We start from the raw sequence: 19824 nt of genomic DNA on the forward strand, positions 1-19824 counted from the left end.
TACACTGGGCGCGCCGCTTCAAGTGGTGCGCTCACAACACGGCGCGGCGGCATTTTTGCGTGGCCAGTTAGAATAGCGCTCGTTTTTCCGACCCCAGCACGGATTTATCCCGCTTTTATGACCGACACGAATCACTCGTCCACGCGCCAGCATTCGCTGCAGTCACTCGCGATTGCCGCTATCGGCGTAGTTTTTGGCGACATCGGCACGAGCCCGTTGTACTCGCTCAAGGAGGCGTTCAGCCCGGAGCACGGCATTCCTCTCACGCAAAGCTCGATTCTGGGCGTGATCTCGCTGTTGTTCTGGGCGATTATCCTCGTGGTCGGCGTCAAGTACGTTTTGTTCGTGATGCGCGCCGATAACAACGGCGAAGGCGGCGTGCTTGCGCTGATGGCGTTGTCGCTGCGGCCATTGACGCCGAAGTCGCGGGTGGCGGGGCTGATGATGGGCCTTGGCATCTTCGGCGCGTGTATGTTCTATGGCGATGCGGTCATCACGCCGGCGATTTCGGTGATGTCGGCGGTCGAAGGGTTGCAGGTCGCGGCGCCGCAACTCACCCATCTCGTCATGCCGATCACGATCGCGATCCTGATCGCGCTGTTCTGGATTCAGCGGCACGGCACGGCAACGGTCGGCAAGCTGTTCGGCCCGATCATGGTCGTCTGGTTCATCGTGCTGGCGATTCTCGGCGTGTATCACATCGCGCAAGCGCCGCAGATCATCTCGGCGATCAATCCGTACTACGCATTTTCGTTCATGGCCGACCACGTGCTGCTTGCCTATGTGGTGCTCGGCTCGGTCGTGCTGGTGCTGACGGGCGCGGAGGCGCTTTATGCGGACATGGGCCACTTCGGCGCGAAGCCGATCCGGCTTGCCGCATACGTGCTCGTGATGCCGTCGCTCGTGCTCAACTATTTCGGCCAGGGCGCGCTGCTGCTCGTCAATCCGAAGGCGATCTCGAACCCGTTCTTCCTGCTCGCGCCGCAATGGGGAACGCTGCCGCTCGTCGTGCTGTCGACGGTCGCGACGGTGATCGCGTCGCAGGCCGTGATATCGGGCGCCTATTCGCTGACGAGCCAGGCGATCCAGCTCGGCTATGTGCCGCGGATGAAGATTCTGCATACGTCCGAACTTGCGATCGGGCAGATCTACGTGCCGGTCGTCAACTGGCTGCTGTTGTTCGTGATCCTATGCATCGTGATCGGCTTCAAGAGTTCGGACAATCTCGCGGCCGCATACGGCATTGCGGTAACGGCGACGATGGTGATCACGACGATCCTAGCCGCGGTCGTGATGGTGAAGGTATGGAACTGGAACAGGCTGCTCGTCGCGTTGATCATCGGCGTGTTCCTCGTGATCGATCTCGGGTTCTTCGGTGCGAATCTGCTGAAGGTCGAGCAGGGCGGCTGGCTGCCGCTCGGCATCGGAGCGCTGTTGTTCTTCTTGCTGACCACATGGTACAAGGGGCGCCATCTCGTCAAGGAGCGCACGGTGGCCGATGGCATTCCGCTCGAGCCGTTCCTCCAAGGGCTGCTCGCGCATCCGCCGCATCGCGTATCGGGCACGGCGATCTATCTGACCGGCAGCGGCAAGCTCGTGCCGGTGAGTTTGCTGCACAATCTCAAGCACAACAAAGTTCTTCACGAGCGGACCATTTTCCTCACGTTCGTCACGCGTGATATTCCGTATGTGAAGGACGACGAGCGCGTGACGATCCGCGATGCGGGCGAAGGACTTTACATCGTCAAGGCGGAGTACGGTTTCAACGAGACGCCGGATGTGAAGGCCGTGCTCGAAGAGGTGGCGCGTCAGCGCGGCACCACGTTCGAGCTGATGGATACGTCGTTCTTCATCGCACGCGAGACGGTTGTGCCGACTCATTTGCCGGGCATGTCGATCTGGCGTGAGCGGGTGTTCGCATGGATGCACCAGAACGCCGCGAAACCGACGGATTTCTTCGCGATTCCGGCCAATCGCGTCGTCGAGCTGGGAACCAAGATCGAGATCTGAGCGCGCTGTCCGGCGCGAACGCGTCGGATGCGGGCGGCCGGGCATGCATCATGCAAGCTGCGCGCGCCGGCCGGAGTTGGGCGCATGCCAGACGGACGCGCCCCCGTCGAATGGGCCAGCGCCCGGATGCACGACACTCGACGCTCGTTAGGGCGCTTGCATTCGCTTATCGCTCGTTTATTACCCGCTTATCGCCGCATAGACGCGCGTGTTACGCAACGTGCCGTCCGGATCGGCGCGCTCATTGCGCAGCACGCCTTCGAGCGTCAAGCCCGCGCGTTCGCATACACGCGCGCTTTTGAGATTGAGGTCATCGACAAACGCCGACACGCGGCGCATTCCCAGCCGCGCAAAGGCGAACTGTACGAGTGCGGCCACTGCCTCGCTGATATAGCCGTGTCCTTGATGACGCGTGTTGCCCCACCAGCCGATCTCGATGCTTGGCACGCTCCAATTCGGCTGATGTAGTCCGCAGCATCCCGCGAGCATTTCCGTGTCGCGCAGCAGGATGAGGAAACGAAAATCGCGTCTGGCGATGAAGTTCGCGAAACCCTCCCGGCAATAGATTTCCGAACGTTCGAGCGACGGTTCCTCGAGTGCCCAAGGCAACGAGGCCGGAAACTGCCGCAGCGCGTGGAGCGAGTCGCATAGCGCTTCGTTGATCTTGGGGCCGTCGCCTGGCTTGACGCAGCGAAGAATCAGCCGTTCGGTGTCGAGCCGCTCTTCGAGATCGATAAGAAGAGGCTGCATGGTCATTGGATCCTGAGCGATAAGCATGCGTTGTCAAACAGCGCAAGCCGCGGGTTCTAATGCATGATAATCGCTGTGCTATGCTCGATGGCGATATCCGATAACGGCTGAATCGCCCGATTCGTATCGCGGCGACAATTTTCGTGTCATCCGATTCCGAATAAGCGCGTGTTGGTATATTGGTATGGCTTCGCGTCACGTATTCGGTGATTAACGATTAAAAATAAAATATCAATAATAAATCGATTTTTCTGCCATCAGGGTTGATCACCTCGAGAGGTTTCTCATGCATCAAAATGCGTTGAAATCCCTGCTTGCCGACGTAAAAATCGTGGATCTTTCCCGCGTGCTGGCCGGCCCCTTTGCTACCATGACCCTGGCGAACCTGGGCGCGCGCGTGATAAAAGTCGAGATGCCGGTGGTCGGCGACGACGCGCGCGCTTTCGGTCCGTTCGCCAATGGAAAATCATTATATTTCTCGGCTATTAATTGCAACAAAGAAAGCATCGCCCTCAATTTGAAGCGCGGCGAAGACCGTTCGATATTCGAAAAATTAGTCTCGAAAGCGGATGTGCTGGTCGAAAATTATCGGCCCGGCACGATGGAGAAGCTCGGTTATGGATGGGACGTGCTGCACGACCGATTTCCTCAGCTCATCTACGGCGCGGTATCCGGATTCGGCGATACGGGGCCGCGCTCCAGTCTCGCCGCGTATGACATGGTCGTGCAGGGAATGGGCGGCATCATGAGCGTGACGGGGCATCCGGGCGGCGCGCCCGCACGCGTCGGCGTGTCGATCGGCGATATCACGGCTGGGTTGTATTTGGCGCTGGGCATCAATGCCGCGCTGTATCGGCGCTCGTTGGCCGGGGTGGGATGCAAGCTCGATATCGCGATGCTCGATTGCCAGGCGGCGATCATGGAGGACGCCGTGACCGTGTATGCAAAGACCGGTGAAGTTCCCGGCCCGTTGGGCACTCGGCATCCGACGGTGGCGCCGTTTCAGGCCTATGCCGCCGCCGACGGCAATATCATCATCGCCGCGGGCAACGATCATCTGTTCTCGCTTGCCGCCGACGTGCTCGGGCGGCCTGAACTTGCGCGCGATCCCCGTTTCGTCACCAATGAACTGCGTCATCGGAACGTGGATGCATTGCAGGCGGAGATCGAAAGCGTGTCGGTGACCCGCTGCGTGTCGTATTGGCTGGATGCGTTGACCGCGAAAGGCGTACCATGCGCGCCGATCAACGATATCGCGCACATGATGGCCGAGCCGCAGATTGTCGCGCGCAATATGATCGTGCGCGTGACCGATCCGGTTGCGGGCGAGCTGAGCGTCACGGGAAATCCTGTCAAGGTTGCGGGTATGCCGGAGCCGCGAACGATGCGGCCGGCGCCCGAACTCGACGCCGACCGTGCGGCGATCGTCGCCGAATTTGTCGGGAGCGGGCGATGAGCGGCGTGGTTGCGGGGGGCGAACTAGTCCGCGCGGATGTGCGTGACGGCGTTGGCGTGATCACGCTCGATCATCCGGCCAAGCGCAATGCGTTGAGCGCGCAGTTGCTCGGCGCATTGATGAGTGCGCTGGACGGCGTCGTCGAGCGGGGGGCGCGCGTGGTGATTCTGCGCGCGGCGCCCGGGATGAGCGTATGGTCGGCGGGCCACGATATTCGGGAGCTGCCGCGAGGCGGCACGGACCCGCTGGGTTATTTCGATCCGTTGGAGCGGACGCTGCGTGCGATACGCGCACTGCCGGTGCCGGTGGTGGCGATGGTGCGAGGCTCGGTGTGGGGCGGCGCGTTTGATCTGGTATTGAGCTGCGACATGATCGTCGCCGACGAGTCCGCGACATTCGCGATCACGCCGGCCAACATCGGATTGCCTTACAACACGACGGGCTTGCTGCACTTTCTGGGCCGGTTGCCTTTGAATCTCGTCAGGGAGATGTTTTTCACTGCCGAGCCGTTGGATGCGCAGCGGGCCTTGCAATGGGGGATCGTCAATCGCCTGATGCCGAGCGTCGAACTGGAGGCGCGGACGATGGCCCTCGCAACGGGCATGGCATCGAAAGCGCCATTGGCGATTGCGGTGGTGAAGGAGCAATTGCGCGTGCTGACCGACTATCACGCCGTTCCCGCTCAGGCGTTCGAGAAAATCGAGGCGATGCGGCAGAAGGTTTACGACAGCGCGGATTATCGCGAAGGCGTGACGGCATTTCTCGAGAAACGCAGGCCGGCATTCAAGGGTGAGTGACGGCGCGTCCGATGCCCGCTTGTCGGCCGCATGGTCTGGTCAGGATGCGTCCAAAGCCGCTCGGCGCCGGCGCGCGACGCATCAATCGACGCCAGGCGGCCGCTCGGCAGCCGCCTGGCGTCGGTTCAGCGCGATTGCTTGAGTTTGGCAAACGCCGCGGCCATTGCGCCCGCCGGCTCCGGCTCGCGCGACGAACGGGCAGGGCGATTGCCGCCACCGCCGCGCATCCCGCCGCGCTCGGTGCTGCCGCCGCGTCCGCCTGCGGCGGCATTCGGCGCGAAGTCGTCGTCCAGACGCATGGTCAGCGAAATGCGCTGACGCTTCACGTCGACGTCGAGCACCTTCACCTTGACCACCTGGCCGGCTTTCACGACCTCGTGCGGGTCCTTGACGAATTTCGTCGACATTGCCGACACGTGCACGAGCCCGTCCTGATGGACGCCGATGTCGACAAACGCGCCGAATGCCGCGACGTTCGTCACGACGCCCTCGAGCACCATGCCGGGCGCGAGGTCCGACACTTTCTCCACGCCTTCGCGGAACGTCGCGGTCTTGAATTCGGGGCGCGGGTCGCGGCCCGGTTTTTCAAGCTCGCCGAGGATATCGCGCACCGTCGGCAACCCGAAGCGCTCGTCGACGAATTCGGTGGGCGACAGCCCGGCTAGCGCGTCGCGGTTGCCGAGCACGTCGTCGATCCGTTTGCTGATTTTCGCGAGAATCCGCTCGACGACGGGATATGCCTCCGGGTGCACCGACGAGCGGTCGAGCGGATTCTCGCCGCCATTGATCCGCAAGAAGCCCGCTGCCTGCTCGAAGGTTTTGTCGCCCAGGCGCGGTACACGGCGCAGATGCTCGCGCGACGGGAACGGCCCGTTCGCGTCGCGATAATCGACGATGTTGCGCGCAAGCGTCGCGTTGAGCCCCGAGACGCGCGCGAGCAGCGCGGCCGACGCGGTGTTCGCGTCGACGCCCACGGCGTTGACGCAATCCTCGACGACCGCGTCGAGCGAACGCGCAAGCTCGCGCTGATTGACGTCATGCTGATACTGGCCCACGCCGATCGCCTTCGGCTCGATCTTCACGAGTTCGGCAAGCGGGTCCTGCAGCCGGCGTGCGATCGACACCGCGCCGCGCAACGACACGTCCAGATCCGGGAATTCCTTGGCGGCAAGCTCGGAGGCCGAATAGACGGACGCGCCTGCTTCGGACACAACGATCTTCTGCAGCCGGAGTTCCGGATGCTTTGCGATCAATTCGCCCGCGAGCTTGTCGGTTTCGCGCGACGCGGTGCCGTTGCCGATGCTGATCAGCTCGGCCTGCGTTTCGCGCGCGATGCGCGCGAGCTTGGCAAGCGAGCCGTCCCAGTCGCGGCGCGGTTCGTGCGGATAAATCGTGTCGGTGGCGAGCAGCTTGCCGGTGCGATCGACGACGGCGACCTTCACGCCGGTGCGCAAGCCCGGATCGAGACCAATCACGGCCTTCGGGCCGGCGGGCGCGGCGAGTAGCAAATCCTTCAGATTGCGCGCGAATACGCGGATCGCTTCATGCTCGGCCGTCTCGCGCAGCTGCGTGAGCAATTCGGTTTCGAGGTGCGGTTGCACCTTCACGCGCCAGCACCAGCGGCACACGTCGGCGAGCCATTTGTCGGCCGGCCGGCCTTGATTGGCGATGCCGAAATGGCGGGCGATCATCGCTTCGCCCGGATGCGGCACCTGCGCGTCGAGTTCCTCGCCCAGGCCGAGCTTCACGCTCAGCACGCCCGCGTTGCGGCCGCGAAAGAGCGCGAGCGCGCGGTGCGACGGCACCGTTTTGAGCGTCTCGGCATAGTCGTAGTAATCGCGGAATTTTTCGCCCTCGTCGCCTTGCTTGCCGTCGACGACCGCCGACGACACCACGCCGCGCTCGAACAAATAGTCGCGCAGCTTACCGAGCAGTTCGGCCGTCTCGCCGAATTGCTCGGACAGGATGTCGCGCGCGCCGTCGAGCGCGGCTTTCACGTCGGCGACGCCCTTGTCCGCGCTCACGTAGGCGGCGGCTTGCGTTTGCGGGTCGAGAAGCGGATTCGCGAGCAGCGCGTGCGCGAGCGGCTCGAGCCCGGCTTCGCGGGCGATCTGAGCGCGCGTGCGACGCTTCGGCTTATACGGCAGGTACAGATCCTCGAGCGTTTGCTTGCTGTCGGCCGCTTCGATCGCCGCGCGCAATTCGTCCGTCAGCTTGCCTTGCTCGTCGATGCTCGCGACGATCGTCGCGCGGCGTTCTTCCAGTTCGCGCAGATACAGCAGGCGCTCTTCGAGTTGGCGCAATTGCGTGTCGTCGAGATTGTCCGTGACTTCCTTGCGGTAGCGGGCGATAAACGGAACGGTGGAGCCTTCGTCGAGGAGTTGCACGGCCGCGGCGACCTGCCGGGGCTGGACCGCCAATTCGTCGGCGATGCGCTGTACGATCTTGAGTGCTACGGTTTCCGTCATGTCGTGATATGCGTCTGCTGCGTGCTGAAATCGCCCGTGCCGGCCGGCTGGCCCTCGCACCGGGCTGGCGGGTGAATGGAGCGGGGCATTTTGCCATAAATGCGAAAGCACCCGACTTCGGGGTGCTAGAATTTGGCCCATGATCCGCAGCTTTCCTACGACGTTGCCTACCTTCCGATTTTCCGTTGTCACGTTCGCCACGCCCGCCGTGGCGCTTGCATCGGCGTTGTGCTGCGCCGGCGCGCTCGCGCAGGCGCTTGCGCCGGCGGCTTCGACGCCTGATGCCGCCGCCTCCGATGTGACCACGTTTGCCGCGCAAGCCAATTTCGACGCACGTCAAAAAGTGCTCGATCAACGCACAGCGGAAAACGACTATCGTTATGCGGTAGCCCAGCACAATTGCTACAGCAAGTTTTTCGTCAACCATTGCCTGGACGGCGCGCGGGAAACGATGCGCGCGGAGCGCGCGAGCATCAACCAGGAGCAACAGGCGCTCAATGACGAACAACGGGCAGTGCGCGCGCAGGAGCGCGATCGTCAGATCGCGCTGAAAGACGCGCAGCGGCAGGCGCAGGCGCCGCAACGTGCGGCCAGCGACGCGGCGAATGCCGCCGCATACGAAAGCAAGCAGCAGCAAAATGCGCTCAAGCGCGCCGAGCGCGACGCTCAGGCGCCGCAGCGCGCGGCGAGCCAGAAGGCGTATGACGATAAGCAGGCCGCGTTTCAGCGCAAGCTAGACGAAGCGCACGCGAAGGCCGCACAGGATGCGCAGCAGCGTGCGCAGAACGCGCAGCGCTACGAGGAAAAGCAGCGTGATGCGGCGCAGCACAAAGCCGAGGTGGACGAGCGTCAGCGGCGGGCTGCCGAGAAGGCGCAGCAAAAGCAGTAGCCACAATAAATAAGAGAGGGTCGGCGAGCAGTACGTTGGGTGGGGCGATTTGCAAGGCAATCTCGGGCACGCGGGCCGTTCGGCCGGTATGCCAGTTCAGTGAGGAGGCGAGTATGCAAACCCGTTTGGCGGATACGCAACAGGAGCTGTACAACCGGCTGGTATCTCTGCAAGAGCTGCACAAACAGCTTGCTCGCGAGATCGAACAGAAGGAAGGCCGCTCGGACATCGACGATCTGACGCTGCACCGGCTGAAGAAGGAAAAGCTGCTGGCCAAAGACAAGATCATTATGCTGCAGTCGCAGCTCGAACCGGATAAGCGCGCTTAGCGCGGCCTGGCAAGCGCCGGCGCCGCGGCAAGCGCCGGAGCCGGGATACCTGGGAACCGCTTGCCTTGAATTCACCGCTTGATGCCCATTCTGATGCGCGGCGCGACGCTTCGTCCGCCGCGGGCCCGCGTGCGCCCGAGGCCGGCGCGTACACGCCCAGCGTGAAGCGCGCCAACGAACTCGACGCTATTTTCGGCGCGAGCGGCCTGCTTGCGCGGGCGCTCGACGGCTATCGCCCGCGCGCGTCGCAAATCGAGATGGCGCGTGCTGTCGCGGCAGCAATGGAGGCGTCGGGCAAACTGATGCCCGAACCGGAGATTTTCGACACGCGCAAGCGCCCGGCGCGGCGTTTGCAAGACGGCGCAAGCGCGACCGACGCGGCCACCGCGAGTGCCGACGAAACCGCCGCAAGCGCCGACAATACGCTGATCGTCGAAGCGGGCACCGGTACCGGCAAGACCTATGCTTACCTTGTGCCGGCGATGCTGTGGGGCGGCAAGGTAATCGTGTCGACGGGCACCAAGCACTTGCAGGACCAGCTTTTTCTACGCGACATTCCGACCGTGCGCGATGCGCTCGCGGTGCCCGTGACGGTTGCGATGCTCAAGGGGCGCGCGAACTACCTGTGCCATTACTATCTGCAGCGCACCGCAGACAACGGCCGGCTGCCGTCGCGGCAGGACACCGCGCATCTGCAGGAAATCGTCCGTTTCGCGAAAATCACGAAAAGCGGCGACAAGGCCGAGCTTGCGAGCGTGCCGGAAACATCGCCCGTATGGCCGATGGTGACGTCGACGCGCGACAACTGCCTGGGCCAGGAATGCCCGCATTACAAGGAATGTTTCGTGATGCAGGCGCGCCGCGACGCGCAGCAGGCGGATATCGTCGTGGTCAATCACCACCTGTTCTTCGCGGACATCATGCTGCGCGATACCGGCATGGCCGAACTGCTGCCGAGCGCGAACACGATTATCTTCGACGAAGCGCACCAGCTTCCGGAAACCGCGACGCTGTTCTTCGGCGAGACGCTGTCGACGACGCAGTTGCTTGAGCTTGCGCGCGATTGCGTCGCCGAGGGGCTGGGGCACGCGCGCGACGCGGTCGAGTGGGTGAAGCTCGGCGGTGCGCTCGAACGCGCCGCGCGCGACGTGCGCCTTGCGTTTGGCGACGGCGGCACGCTGCGCGTGTCGCTCGCGCAACTCGACGACGATCACCCGCTGTTCGGCGCGCTCGATGCGCTCGACGCGGCGCTTGACGCGCTGTCGAGTGCGCTCGCGGCGCAGGCCGAGCGTGCTGAATCGATTGGCGCGTGCCATCGCCGGGCGCGCGAGCTACAGGATCTGCTGGCGGGTTGGGTCGCGCCGCAGGCCGAGCCGCCGGTGCCGGACGAGGCGGGCGGCAACGAAAAGGTACGTTGGATCGAGGTGTTTTCGAACACGGTTCAACTGCACGAAACGCCATTGTCGGTCGCGCCGATTTTCGCGAAACAACGTGCGGGCGTGCCGCGTGCGTGGATCTTCACGTCGGCGACGCTGTCGGTGCGCGGCGACTTCACGCACTATGCGGCGCAGATGGGGCTCGACGCGCGCCGCTCGATGACGCTGCCAAGCCCGTTCGACTATCCGGCGCAGGGGCTTTTATATGTGCCGCGGAATTTGCCGCAGCCGTCGTCGCCCACGTTCACCGATGCGGTATTCGACGCCGCATTGCCGGCGATCGAGGCTTCGGGCGGCGGCGTGTTCGTGCTGTGCACGACGCTGCGCGCGGTCGACCGGATCGCGGCGAAGCTGCGCGAGACGATCGACGCGCACGGCTGGCGCACACCGCTGCTCGTGCAGGGCGACGCGAGCCGTACCGAGCTGCTCGATCGCTTCCGTGCGTATGGCAATGCGATCCTGGTCGGCAGCCAGAGTTTCTGGGAAGGCGTCGATGTGCGCGGCGACGCGCTGTCGCTCGTGGTGATCGACAAGCTGCCGTTCGCGCCGCCCGACGATCCGGTGCTCGCCGCGCGGCTCGATGCGCTCGCGAAGAAGGGGTTGAGCCCGTTCGCCGTTCATCAATTGCCGCAGGCCGTGATTACGCTGAAGCAGGGCGCGGGGCGGCTGATTCGCGCGGAGACGGATCGCGGCGTGCTGATGATCTGCGACACGCGCCTCGTCGACAAGCCATATGGTCGGCGCATCTGGCAGAGCCTGCCGCCGTTCAAGCGCACGCGTGAAATCGACGTCGTGCGCGAGTTTTTCGCCGAGCGGCGCGAGGCCGAGCAAGCGTAGGCGCGGCGAGTGGCCGCGCGCGGGCGGCGGGCCGTGAGTTTGTCCGCCCGGCCGCTTGCCGCGCGCAAAAGAAAACCCGGCGCGCAGGCCGGGTTTTCTTTTGCGGCGCCGTGCAGGCGGCTGCCTGTCAGCTCGGGTGTGTCGGCTCAGAACTGCCACCACGACTTTTTCTTGCCCGAGCGCGAATGGCCCGTGATGTACGGGCTGTCCGGGAATGTCGACGCGAGTACGCGCTTCGTGTCGTCGGCGAGCTGGGGCTGATTCAGCTTCGTGTAGGACAGCATCATGATGTGCAGCGCATCCTCGATCGCGGGCGCATTCTTGTATTCCTTCAACGCGAGCTGCGCGCGGTTGATCGCCGCGACGTAGGCGCCGCGCCGATAGTAATAATCCGCCGCGTGCACTTCGTGCGAGGCGAGCGCGTTGACGATGTAGCGCATCCGCGCGGCCGCGTCCGGCGCATACTTGCTCTTCGGGTAGCGGTCGACGACGACCTTGAACGCGTCATACGATTCGCGCAGCGCCTGCGGATCGCGCTCGCTCATGTCCTGACCGGAGAAGCGGCCGAACAGGCCCAGATCGTCGTTGAAATGGATCATTCCCTTCAGATAGTACGCGTATGCGATATCGGGGTGATCCGGATGGAGCTGGATGAAGCGGTCGACAGCCTGGTCGGCTGCGGCCTGCTCGTTGTCCTTCCAGTTGCAGTATGCGACGTTGATTTGCGCTTGCTGCGCGAAATGGCCGAACGGGTCGCGACCCTGCAACGCCTCGAAGTACTTCGAGCACTTGCCCCAGTCGCCGCCCGTCAATGCATCCTGAGCCTCTGAGTATAATTTGTTGTTCGACCAGGTTACCGTCTCGTCGCTCTTTTGCGGCAGGCCATGGCAGCCCGCGACGAGCGCGGCGGCGGCGGCCAGCGCGGCCCAGGCGGCCGCGGGTTTCGCGACGCGTTTGGTCGAATGCATCATGGTGAATAGGGCTCGCATTGTCCTAGCTTTAAGTCTCAAATGACCCAGTCTAAATGACCCGTTCAAGTTCGTTGCATGCCCATGAGGGCAAGTCAAACGGCGACGATTATAGCCCAAGCGACAATCCCGCCGACGCATCTGCCGGCGATTCGCTCGACGACGATTTGGCGAGCGACGCGTTCGGCGCGTCCGCCGGCGCCGGCACGGGCGGTAACGCGCCGCGCACGGTCGAGGTGCCGCCCGCGCTCGCCGGCGAACGGCTCGACAAAGCGCTCGCCCAGCTTTTTCCCGAGTTTTCGCGCAGCCGCCTGCAGCAGTGGATCGAATCGTCACGCGTGCGCATCGACGGCGCGCCCGCGAAAATCCGTCAGCCGGTGCCGCTTGGCGCGACCATCGAGCTTATCCCGGAGCTGCTGCCCGAGCAGCTCGCGTTCGCGCCGGAGCCGGTGCCGCTCGCGATCGTCTACGAGGACGATACGCTCGTCGTGATCGACAAGCCGGCCGGGCTCGTCGTCCATCCCGCCGCGGGCAACTGGGGCGGCACGCTGCTCAACGGCCTGTTGCATCGCTACGGCGACGCGGCGGCCGGGCTGCCGCGCGCAGGCATCGTGCATCGCCTCGACAAGGAAACGTCGGGGCTGATGGTCGTCGCGCGCACGCTTGCCGCGCAAACCGATCTGGTGCGCCAGTTGCAGGCGCGCACGGTAAAGCGCCGCTATTTCGCGCTCGCGTGGGGGCGCATGCCCGACGAGGGTACGATCGATGCGCCGATCGGCCGCGATCCGCGTGAGCGCACGCGCATGGCGGTCGTGACGGGCGCGGCGGGCAAGCCCGCGCGCACGCACTTCCGGACCATCGACACGACGCTGTGGGAGCATCAGCCGGTATCGGCGATCCATTGCGATCTCGAAACCGGCCGCACGCATCAGATCCGCGTGCATTGCGCGCACGCCGGGCATCCGCTGCTGGGCGATCCGGTATATGGCCGCGCGCGCGGCAAGCGCTCAGTCGCGGCATTGCCGGGCGGCTTCGCGCGGCAGGCGCTGCATGCGTGGCGGCTCGGTCTCGTGCATCCGGCAACGGGCCGCGCGATGCAGTGGCGCGCGCCGCTGCCGGACGATCTCGCGGCGCTCGTCGACGCACTCGGTTTCGGCGCGGACGACGGGGAATTCGGTGACGACGGCGCGGTCTATGACGACGGTTACGATGACGGCATGCCCTATGCCGACGACGATGAGGATTGATTGCCGATGACGATGCCGCGCCCGCTGACTCTCGCCGATTGCGTGCAACCCGACTGGGGCGCGCCGCCGCGCGTGCATGCGCTGGTGTCGACCCGTAACGGCGGCGTGAGCGCGCCGCCGTATGGCGGCTGGCGCGACGCACGCGAAGTCGCGGGCGGGATGAACCTAGGCTTTCATACCGGCGACGATCCGGCGCACGTCGCCGCGAACCGCGCGCGCCTGCTCGCGCTGACCGGCCAGCCGCACGCCGCGTGGCTCGAACAGGTTCACGGCACGGACGTCGTGCGCGCGGACGGCGCGCTCGCCGGCGCGGCCGACGGCAGCGCGCGCGTCGTGCGGGCCGACGCGAGCGTGACCGCGATGCCGGGCGCCGTTTGCGTCGTGATGGTCGCCGATTGTCTGCCGGTGTTGTTATGCGACGGCGCGGGCCGGGCCGTCGGCGCCGCGCATGCGGGCTGGCGCGGGCTCGCGGCGGGGATCGTCGAGAAGACGGCTGAGCGCGTCGCGCAGTTGGCGGGGTGCGATGCCGGCGGATTGCTCGCGTACCTCGGCCCCGCGATCGGGCCGGCGGCGTTCGAAGTCGGCGCGGATGTGCGCGCGGCTTTCCTGGCCGCGGCGCAGCTCGCCGATTATGCGGCAACCGATCGCGCGTTCGTCCCGCAAGCGGCGGCTCCCGGCAAGTATTGGGCGGATCTCTATGCGCTTGCGCGCCTGCGCCTGGCGCGCGCAGGCGTCATGCGCGTGAGCGGCGGCGGCGCATGCACGCTGAGCGAACGCGAGCGGTTCTACTCTTACCGGCGCGATCGCGTGACTGGCCGGATGGCCGCGATGATCTGGCTGACCGAATGACGGCCGCGCGCGGCATACCGCGATGATTTCCGCGCAGCGCCGAAAGAATATTTTCATGCTTGATGGGATATATTGCTGCGGTGCTTCGCGCGATTATTATCATTGAATTTGTTTAAACTCCGATCGGTCGTCATTGCTTGTCGTTACAGGCCGCGCGCGATTTTTGCAACGATTTGTTCCGGTTTGCGAAGTATTTTGACGCGCACGTTATCGGAGGTGACGCGTTACATGGGGAAAACGATAATGATAAAACTACCGCACTGCGGCAGAATCTGAAGCCATGTGTCACGAGACGATCGTCCGACTCGATGGCACGTGATAATAGGATGGTCGACATCGAGCGGCTCGAGCAGGATTCCCGGGGTCTCGCAGGAATATCGAGGAAACACCGTTAAGGCAGGTATGACAGCACCGAAACAAACGTCGACATCCACTCACACGGATACTGAGCAAACCCACGAGTCAACCGGATCGGCGGCTCGACCTGATACCGCGTGGTTCGACGCGGCCCGGCCCATGCAACAGATGGTCGACGCATGGCTGAATGCGTGGCGCGGCTTCGCCGAGCCGGCCCGCGCGGCTGCCGGCGGCGCTCAGCCGGCGTGGACCTGGCCGAATCAGCCGTTTCCGTTGCCGTTCGCGATGCCGCCGATGCCGAACTGGTCCGGCGCGGCCGCGCCGTTTCCCGCGGCCATTGCCGGTCTCGCGCCGCTCGCGTCGGTGCCGCCCGCGCGGCTGCAACAGTTGCAAGCCGATTATTCGCGCGATTGCCTGGCGCTGCTTCAGCAGGCAACGGCCGCGACCCCGGCGCTACCCGAACTGAAGGACCGGCGCTTCAGCTCGGAGGCGTGGAAGGGCTCGCCGGCACACACGTTCGCTGCTGCGTGGTATCTGCTGAATGCGCGCTACCTGCAGGCGCTGGCCGAATCGCTCGAAACCGATCCGAAAACGCGCGAGCGCATCCGCTTCGCGGTCGAGCAATGGACGGCGGCCGCGGCGCCGAGCAATTTCCTCGCGCTCAATCCGGATGCTCAGAAGAATGTGATCGATACGCAGGGCGAGAGCCTGCTGCTCGGCATGATGAACCTGTTCTCGGACCTGCAGCGCGGCAAGGTCTCGCAGACGGACGAATCGCAGTTCGTCGTCGGCAAGGATCTCGCCGTGACGCCAGGCGCGGTGATTTACGAGAACGACCTGATTCAGCTCATCCAGTACAAGCCATTGACGGCGACCGTGTTCGAGCGGCCGCTGCTCATCGTGCCGCCGTGTATCAACAAGTTCTACATCCTCGATCTGCGGCCGCAGAGTTCGCTCGTCGAGCATGCGCTCGCGAGCGGCCATCCGGTCTATTTGATTTCGTGGCGCAACGCGGATGCGTCGATCGCGCACAAGACCTGGGACGATTACATCGACGAAGGACTGCTTGCCGCGATCGACGTGGTCCAGCAGGTAAGCGGACGCGAGCAGATCAACACGCTCGGCTTTTGCGTCGGCGGCACGCTGCTGGCAACGGCGCTCGCCGTGCTCGCTGCGCGCGGCGAGCATCCGGCCGCGTCGATGACGCTGCTTACCGCGATGCTCGATTTTTCCGACACGGGCATTCTCGACGTGTTCGTCGACGAAGCACACGTGCAACTGCGCGAGCAGACGATCGGCGGCAAGAATGGCGGACAGCCGGGCCTGATGCGCGGTATCGAATTCGCCAATACGTTCTCGTTCCTGCGGCCCAACGATCTGTTCTGGAACTACGTCGTCGACAACTATCTGAAGGGCCGCACGCCCGCGCCGTTCGATCTGCTGTACTGGAACAGCGATTCGACGAATCTGCCTGGGCCGATGTATGCGTGGTATCTGCGCCATACCTATCTCGAGAACAAGCTGCGTGAACCCGATGCGCTGACGGTATGCGGCGAGAGCGTCGATCTGTCGAGAATCGACGTGCCGACCTTCATCTACGGCTCGCGCGAAGACCACATCGTGCCGTGGCGAACCGCGTATGCGTCGACGTCGCTGCTCACCGGCCCGCTGACGTTCGTGCTCGGCGCATCGGGTCACGTCGCTGGCGTCATCAATCCGCCGGCGAAGAATAAACGCAGCTACTGGACCTACGACGTTCCGGCCAAGGCGCTGCCCGAATCGGGGGACGACTGGTTCGATGCGGCGACCGAGCATCCGGGAAGCTGGTGGCCCGAATGGACCGCGTGGCTCGACCAATACGGCGGTCGCAAGGTGAAGCCGCGCGCGCTTGGCTCGGCAAGTTTTCCGGTGATCGAGCCCGCGCCCGGCCGGTATGTGATGCAACGCGATTGACGAACGGCGGAAGGCGGCGCACGCTTTCCGACGCGACCGTTTTTTTGACAGGGCGGCCCTGGCGCGCGACGCCAAGTTTGCCCGGAGGACAGTGAGATGACAGACGTAGTGATCGTATCGGCCGCGCGCACCGCGGTCGGCAAGTTCGGTGGTTCGCTCGCGAAGATTGCCGCGCCCAAGCTCGGCGCAACCGTGATTCGCGCGGTGCTCGAGCGGGCCGGCGTGAAACCCGAGCTGGTCAGCGAAGTGATCATGGGCCAGGTGTTGACCGCGGGCTCGGGCCAGAATCCGGCACGCCAGGCGCTGATCGCGGCGGGATTGCCGAACGCGGTGCCGGGCATGACGATCAACAAGGTATGCGGCTCGGGCCTGAAGGCCGTGATGCTGGCGGCGAACGCGATCGTGGCGGGTGACGCGGAAATCGTCGTCGCGGGCGGCCAGGAGAACATGAGCGCCGCGCCGCATGTGCTGCCGGGCTCGCGCGACGGTTTCAGGATGGGCGATGCGAAGCTGGTCGACACCATGATCGTCGACGGCCTGTGGGATGTCTACAACCAGTACCACATGGGCATCACCGCGGAAAACGTCGCGAAGGAGCACGGCATCACGCGCGAAGAGCAGGACAAGTTCGCCGCGCTGTCGCAGAACAAGGCGGAAGCGGCGCAGAAGGCCGGGCGTTTCGACGACGAGATCGTGCCGATCGAGATCCCGCAAAAGAAGGGCGAGCCGCTGCGCTTTGCGACCGACGAGTTCGTGCGCCACGGCGTGACGGCCGAATCGCTCGCGGGCCTGAAGCCCGCGTTCGCGAAGGACGGCACGGTGACGGCCGCGAACGCGTCCGGCATCAACGACGGCGCGGCCGCGGTGCTCGTGATGTCGGCGCAGAAGGCCGACGCGCTTGGCCTGAAGCCGCTTGCGCGGATCAAGGCTTACGCGAACGCGGGCGTCGATCCGAGCGTGATGGGGATCGGCCCGGTGCCGGCGTCGCGCCGTTGTCTCGAGCGCGCCGGCTGGTCGGTGGGCGATCTCGATCTGATGGAAATCAACGAAGCGTTCGCCGCGCAGGCGCTCGCGGTGAACAAGCAGATGGGCTGGGACACGTCGAAGATCAACGTGAACGGCGGTGCGATCGCGATCGGTCATCCGATTGGCGCATCGGGTTGCCGGATCCTCGTCACGCTGCTGCACGAAATGCAGAAACGCGATGCGAAGCGGGGCTTGGCGTCGCTGTGCATCGGCGGCGGAATGGGCGTCGCGCTCGCGCTCGAGCGCCCGTGACGTGATGCATGCGCGCGCCGGCCGGGCCACACCGTCGCGCGCGCTCCGACTGACGGCAAAGAGGCAGAGAGGCCGCCGCCCGGCGCCTCTCAAAATGATAAGGGAGTGATGTCTATGTCACAGCGAATTGCTTACGTAACCGGCGGAATGGGTGGTATCGGCACGAGCATCTGCCAGCGCCTGCACAAGGACGGCTTCAAGGTGATCGCGGGCTGCGGCCCGAATTCGCCGCGCCGCGTGAAATGGCTCGACGATCAGAAGGCGCTCGGCTTCGATTTCTATGCGTCCGAAGGCAATGTCGGCGATTGGGATTCGACGAAGCAGGCGTTCGACAAGGTGAAGGCCGAGATCGGCGAGGTGGATGTGCTCGTCAACAATGCGGGCATCACGCGCGACGTCGTGTTCCGCAAGATGACGCGCGAAGACTGGACGGCCGTGATCGACACGAATCTGACGAGCCTCTTCAACGTGACGAAGCAGGTGATCGACGGGATGGTCGAGCGCGGCTGGGGGCGGATCATCAATATCTCGTCGGTGAACGGCCAGAAAGGTCAGTTCGGCCAAACCAATTATTCGACTGCGAAAGCGGGCATTCACGGCTTCACGATGTCGCTTGCACAGGAAGTCGCGACGAAGGGCGTGACGGTCAATACGGTGTCGCCCGGCTACATCGGCACCGATATGGTGAAGGCGATCCGCCCGGACGTGCTCGAGAAGATCGTCGCGACGATCCCGGTGCGCCGGTTGGGCTCGCCCGACGAGATCGGCTCGATCGTCGCGTGGCTGGCATCAGAGGAATCCGGTTTCGCGACGGGCGCCGACTTCTCGCTGAACGGCGGCTTGCATATGGGCTGAGCCGTGCGCTGCCGGCCGGTGTATGCCGGCCGGCCGCATGGATCGGGGTTCCGGGGACGCCGGGCGTTGCGCGATCAGGCGCGGCGCCCGCGTTGTCATTACGCGCATCAGGCGCTCAAGGGCGTTACATGACGACTACAAAGAAAACTAGCGAACGGCTGATCAAGAAGTATCCGAACCGCCGTTTGTACGATACGGAGACGAGCACCTACATTACGCTGACCGATGTGAAGCAGCTCGTGCTGGAGCAGGAGGACTTCAAGGTCATCGACGCGAAGAGCAACGAGGATCTGACGCGCAGCATTCTGTTGCAGATCATTCTCGAAGAGGAAAGCGGCGGCGTGCCGATGTTCTCGTCATCGATGCTGTCGCAGATCATCCGTTTCTACGGGCATGCGATGCAGGGGATGATGGGCACCTATCTCGAGAAGAACATCCAGGCGTTCATCGACATTCAGGGCAAACTCGCCGAGCAATCGAAGAACCTGTATGAGAACAATGCGATGAATCCTGAAGTCTGGTCGCAGTTCATGAATATGCAGGCGCCGATGATGCAAGGAATGATGACGAGCTACATCGAGCAGTCGAAGAACATGTTCGTACAAATGCAGGAGCAAATGCAGAATCAGGCGAAGACGATGTTCAGCTCATTTCCGTTCAAGCCGGTGACGTCTTCGGAGCCGGACAAGAAATAAGCAGTCACGCATTGGCGAGCCCGCACGATCGGTCGTGGCGGGCCGTCGCCGGTTTCGGGAGCCCGTTTTCCGCACGCAGTTAAGGGGCCGGGGCATGGCAGGGCGGGAACGGCGCTCATGACCCGCTGCGCTGCCGCGTTCGCGTGATTCCGTGTTTGAGGCGCATCGCGCCGCGGGCAGCGGGCAGCGTTGCCAGCGGGCTCCGCGCTTGGCGCGGCGCCCGCCACAACCATCGTTTTCACCCATGCGCCGCAAGCGGTTTGCGACGCGTGACGGCCTTCGGCGCGGACATTCACTGCGCGACGCGCATTTCAGTGCGCGAACATTCCATAACGCGCGGCCGGTCGAATCCGGCGCTTCGCCGCTCATGTTGCCCGCCGACTTTCGCGGCTCTGCTCGGCGGATTCCTGGAAGTTTTGCTGCGCCTTCGTCGTCATGACGCGAATGGCCGGCAGCGGTTCGTCGTCCGTTGGGGCGCTTGCCGCGCTCGGCGGCGCCGAGCGGATCGCGGCAAGCGCGCGCGGCGGCCCGGTCCGGCCGGCGCATCCGGTCGAAATCGGGACCGGGGAAATCTTGGGAAGGCGGGGGCGCAAGGTAAAATACCGATTTAGTGGCGCAGGGCGCTACGTCCCTCACAAATACGGAAGCAT

At 64.3% G+C, this 19824-nt stretch carries 15 protein-coding genes; 12 read left to right on the top strand and 3 right to left on the bottom strand.

Features of this window, described 5'->3' with window-relative positions; genetic code table 11:
- The first annotated feature begins 117 nt into the window (after positions 1-117).
- Positions 118-2010, top strand: coding sequence for a potassium transporter Kup (locus tag AQ611_RS09425; protein ID WP_059518089.1), 1893 nt, complete (start codon positions 118-120; stop codon positions 2008-2010).
- A 180-nt stretch (positions 2011-2190) separates the two neighbouring features.
- Here AQ611_RS09425 and AQ611_RS09430 read toward each other — a convergent pair whose 3' ends face one another.
- On the bottom strand, positions 2191-2760 hold the full coding sequence (locus AQ611_RS09430; protein WP_180978150.1) for a GNAT family N-acetyltransferase: 570 nt from the start codon (positions 2758-2760) through the stop codon (positions 2191-2193).
- Positions 2761-3130: 370 nt separating this feature from the next.
- On the opposite strand from AQ611_RS09430, the gene AQ611_RS09435 reads away from it, so the two are divergent.
- Both AQ611_RS09435 and scpB read left to right on the top strand, forming a co-directional pair.
- Positions 3131-4216, top strand: coding sequence for a CaiB/BaiF CoA transferase family protein (locus tag AQ611_RS09435; RefSeq protein WP_335645251.1), 1086 nt, complete (start codon positions 3131-3133; stop codon positions 4214-4216).
- On the top strand, positions 4213-5013 hold the full coding sequence (scpB, locus tag AQ611_RS09440) for a methylmalonyl-CoA decarboxylase (protein WP_069234323.1): 801 nt from the start codon (positions 4213-4215) through the stop codon (positions 5011-5013). Before AQ611_RS09435 ends, scpB begins: the two co-directional genes overlap by 4 nt.
- Before the next feature lie 125 nt (positions 5014-5138).
- On the opposite strand, the gene AQ611_RS09445 is transcribed toward scpB, so the two are convergent.
- Positions 5139-7481, bottom strand: coding sequence for a Tex family protein (locus tag AQ611_RS09445; RefSeq protein ID WP_069234324.1), 2343 nt, complete (start codon positions 7479-7481; stop codon positions 5139-5141).
- A gap of 139 nt (positions 7482-7620) precedes the next feature.
- Between AQ611_RS09445 and AQ611_RS09450 the strand changes: the two genes are divergently transcribed.
- The 3 genes from AQ611_RS09450 to yoaA all read left to right on the top strand — a co-directional run bounded on the left by AQ611_RS09450 (position 7621) and on the right by yoaA (position 10972).
- A complete protein-coding gene (locus AQ611_RS09450; RefSeq protein WP_059518080.1) occupies positions 7621-8370 on the top strand; it encodes a hypothetical protein in 750 nt (249 codons plus the stop codon).
- Positions 8371-8483: 113 nt separating this feature from the next.
- A complete protein-coding gene (locus tag AQ611_RS09455; protein WP_059518078.1) occupies positions 8484-8699 on the top strand; it encodes an HP1242/YdcH family protein in 216 nt (71 codons plus the stop codon).
- A gap of 65 nt (positions 8700-8764) precedes the next feature.
- Positions 8765-10972 carry a DNA repair helicase YoaA gene (gene yoaA, locus AQ611_RS09460; RefSeq protein WP_069234325.1) on the top strand — a complete coding sequence of 736 codons (2208 nt, stop codon included), beginning with the start codon at positions 8765-8767 and terminating at the stop codon, positions 10970-10972.
- Between the two features lie 146 nt (positions 10973-11118).
- On the opposite strand, the gene AQ611_RS09465 is transcribed toward yoaA, so the two are convergent.
- Entirely contained in the window at positions 11119-11943 is an 825-nt protein-coding gene (locus AQ611_RS09465; protein ID WP_069234326.1) for an outer membrane protein assembly factor BamD, read from the bottom strand.
- A gap of 53 nt (positions 11944-11996) precedes the next feature.
- Here AQ611_RS09465 and AQ611_RS09470 point away from each other — a divergent pair, with 53 nt between their 5' ends.
- The 6 genes from AQ611_RS09470 (at position 11997) to phaR (ending at position 19174) form a co-directional block, all read left to right on the top strand.
- Positions 11997-13187: an RluA family pseudouridine synthase gene (locus tag AQ611_RS09470; RefSeq protein ID WP_069234327.1), complete on the top strand. Its 1191-nt coding sequence runs from the start codon at positions 11997-11999 to the stop codon at positions 13185-13187.
- Positions 13188-13193: 6 nt separating this feature from the next.
- Positions 13194-14036 (top strand): peptidoglycan editing factor PgeF, encoded by an 843-nt coding sequence (gene pgeF / locus AQ611_RS09475; RefSeq protein WP_069235220.1) that lies wholly within the window; start codon positions 13194-13196, stop codon positions 14034-14036.
- A 516-nt stretch (positions 14037-14552) separates the two neighbouring features.
- Entirely contained in the window at positions 14553-16346 is a 1794-nt protein-coding gene (gene phaC / locus AQ611_RS09480) for a class I poly(R)-hydroxyalkanoic acid synthase (RefSeq protein WP_069234328.1), read from the top strand.
- 96 nt (positions 16347-16442) lie between these two features.
- Entirely contained in the window at positions 16443-17624 is a 1182-nt protein-coding gene (locus AQ611_RS09485; protein ID WP_059518067.1) for an acetyl-CoA C-acetyltransferase, read from the top strand.
- 114 nt (positions 17625-17738) lie between these two features.
- Positions 17739-18479 (top strand): 3-ketoacyl-ACP reductase, encoded by a 741-nt coding sequence (locus tag AQ611_RS09490; protein WP_059518065.1) that lies wholly within the window; start codon positions 17739-17741, stop codon positions 18477-18479.
- Positions 18480-18607: 128 nt separating this feature from the next.
- Positions 18608-19174 (top strand): polyhydroxyalkanoate synthesis repressor PhaR, encoded by a 567-nt coding sequence (gene phaR, locus AQ611_RS09495; RefSeq protein ID WP_059518063.1) that lies wholly within the window; start codon positions 18608-18610, stop codon positions 19172-19174.
- The last annotated feature ends 650 nt before the right edge of the window (positions 19175-19824 follow it).

The organism is Burkholderia singularis, from assembly GCF_001718875.1.
GTDB lineage: Bacteria > Pseudomonadota > Gammaproteobacteria > Burkholderiales > Burkholderiaceae > Burkholderia > Burkholderia singularis.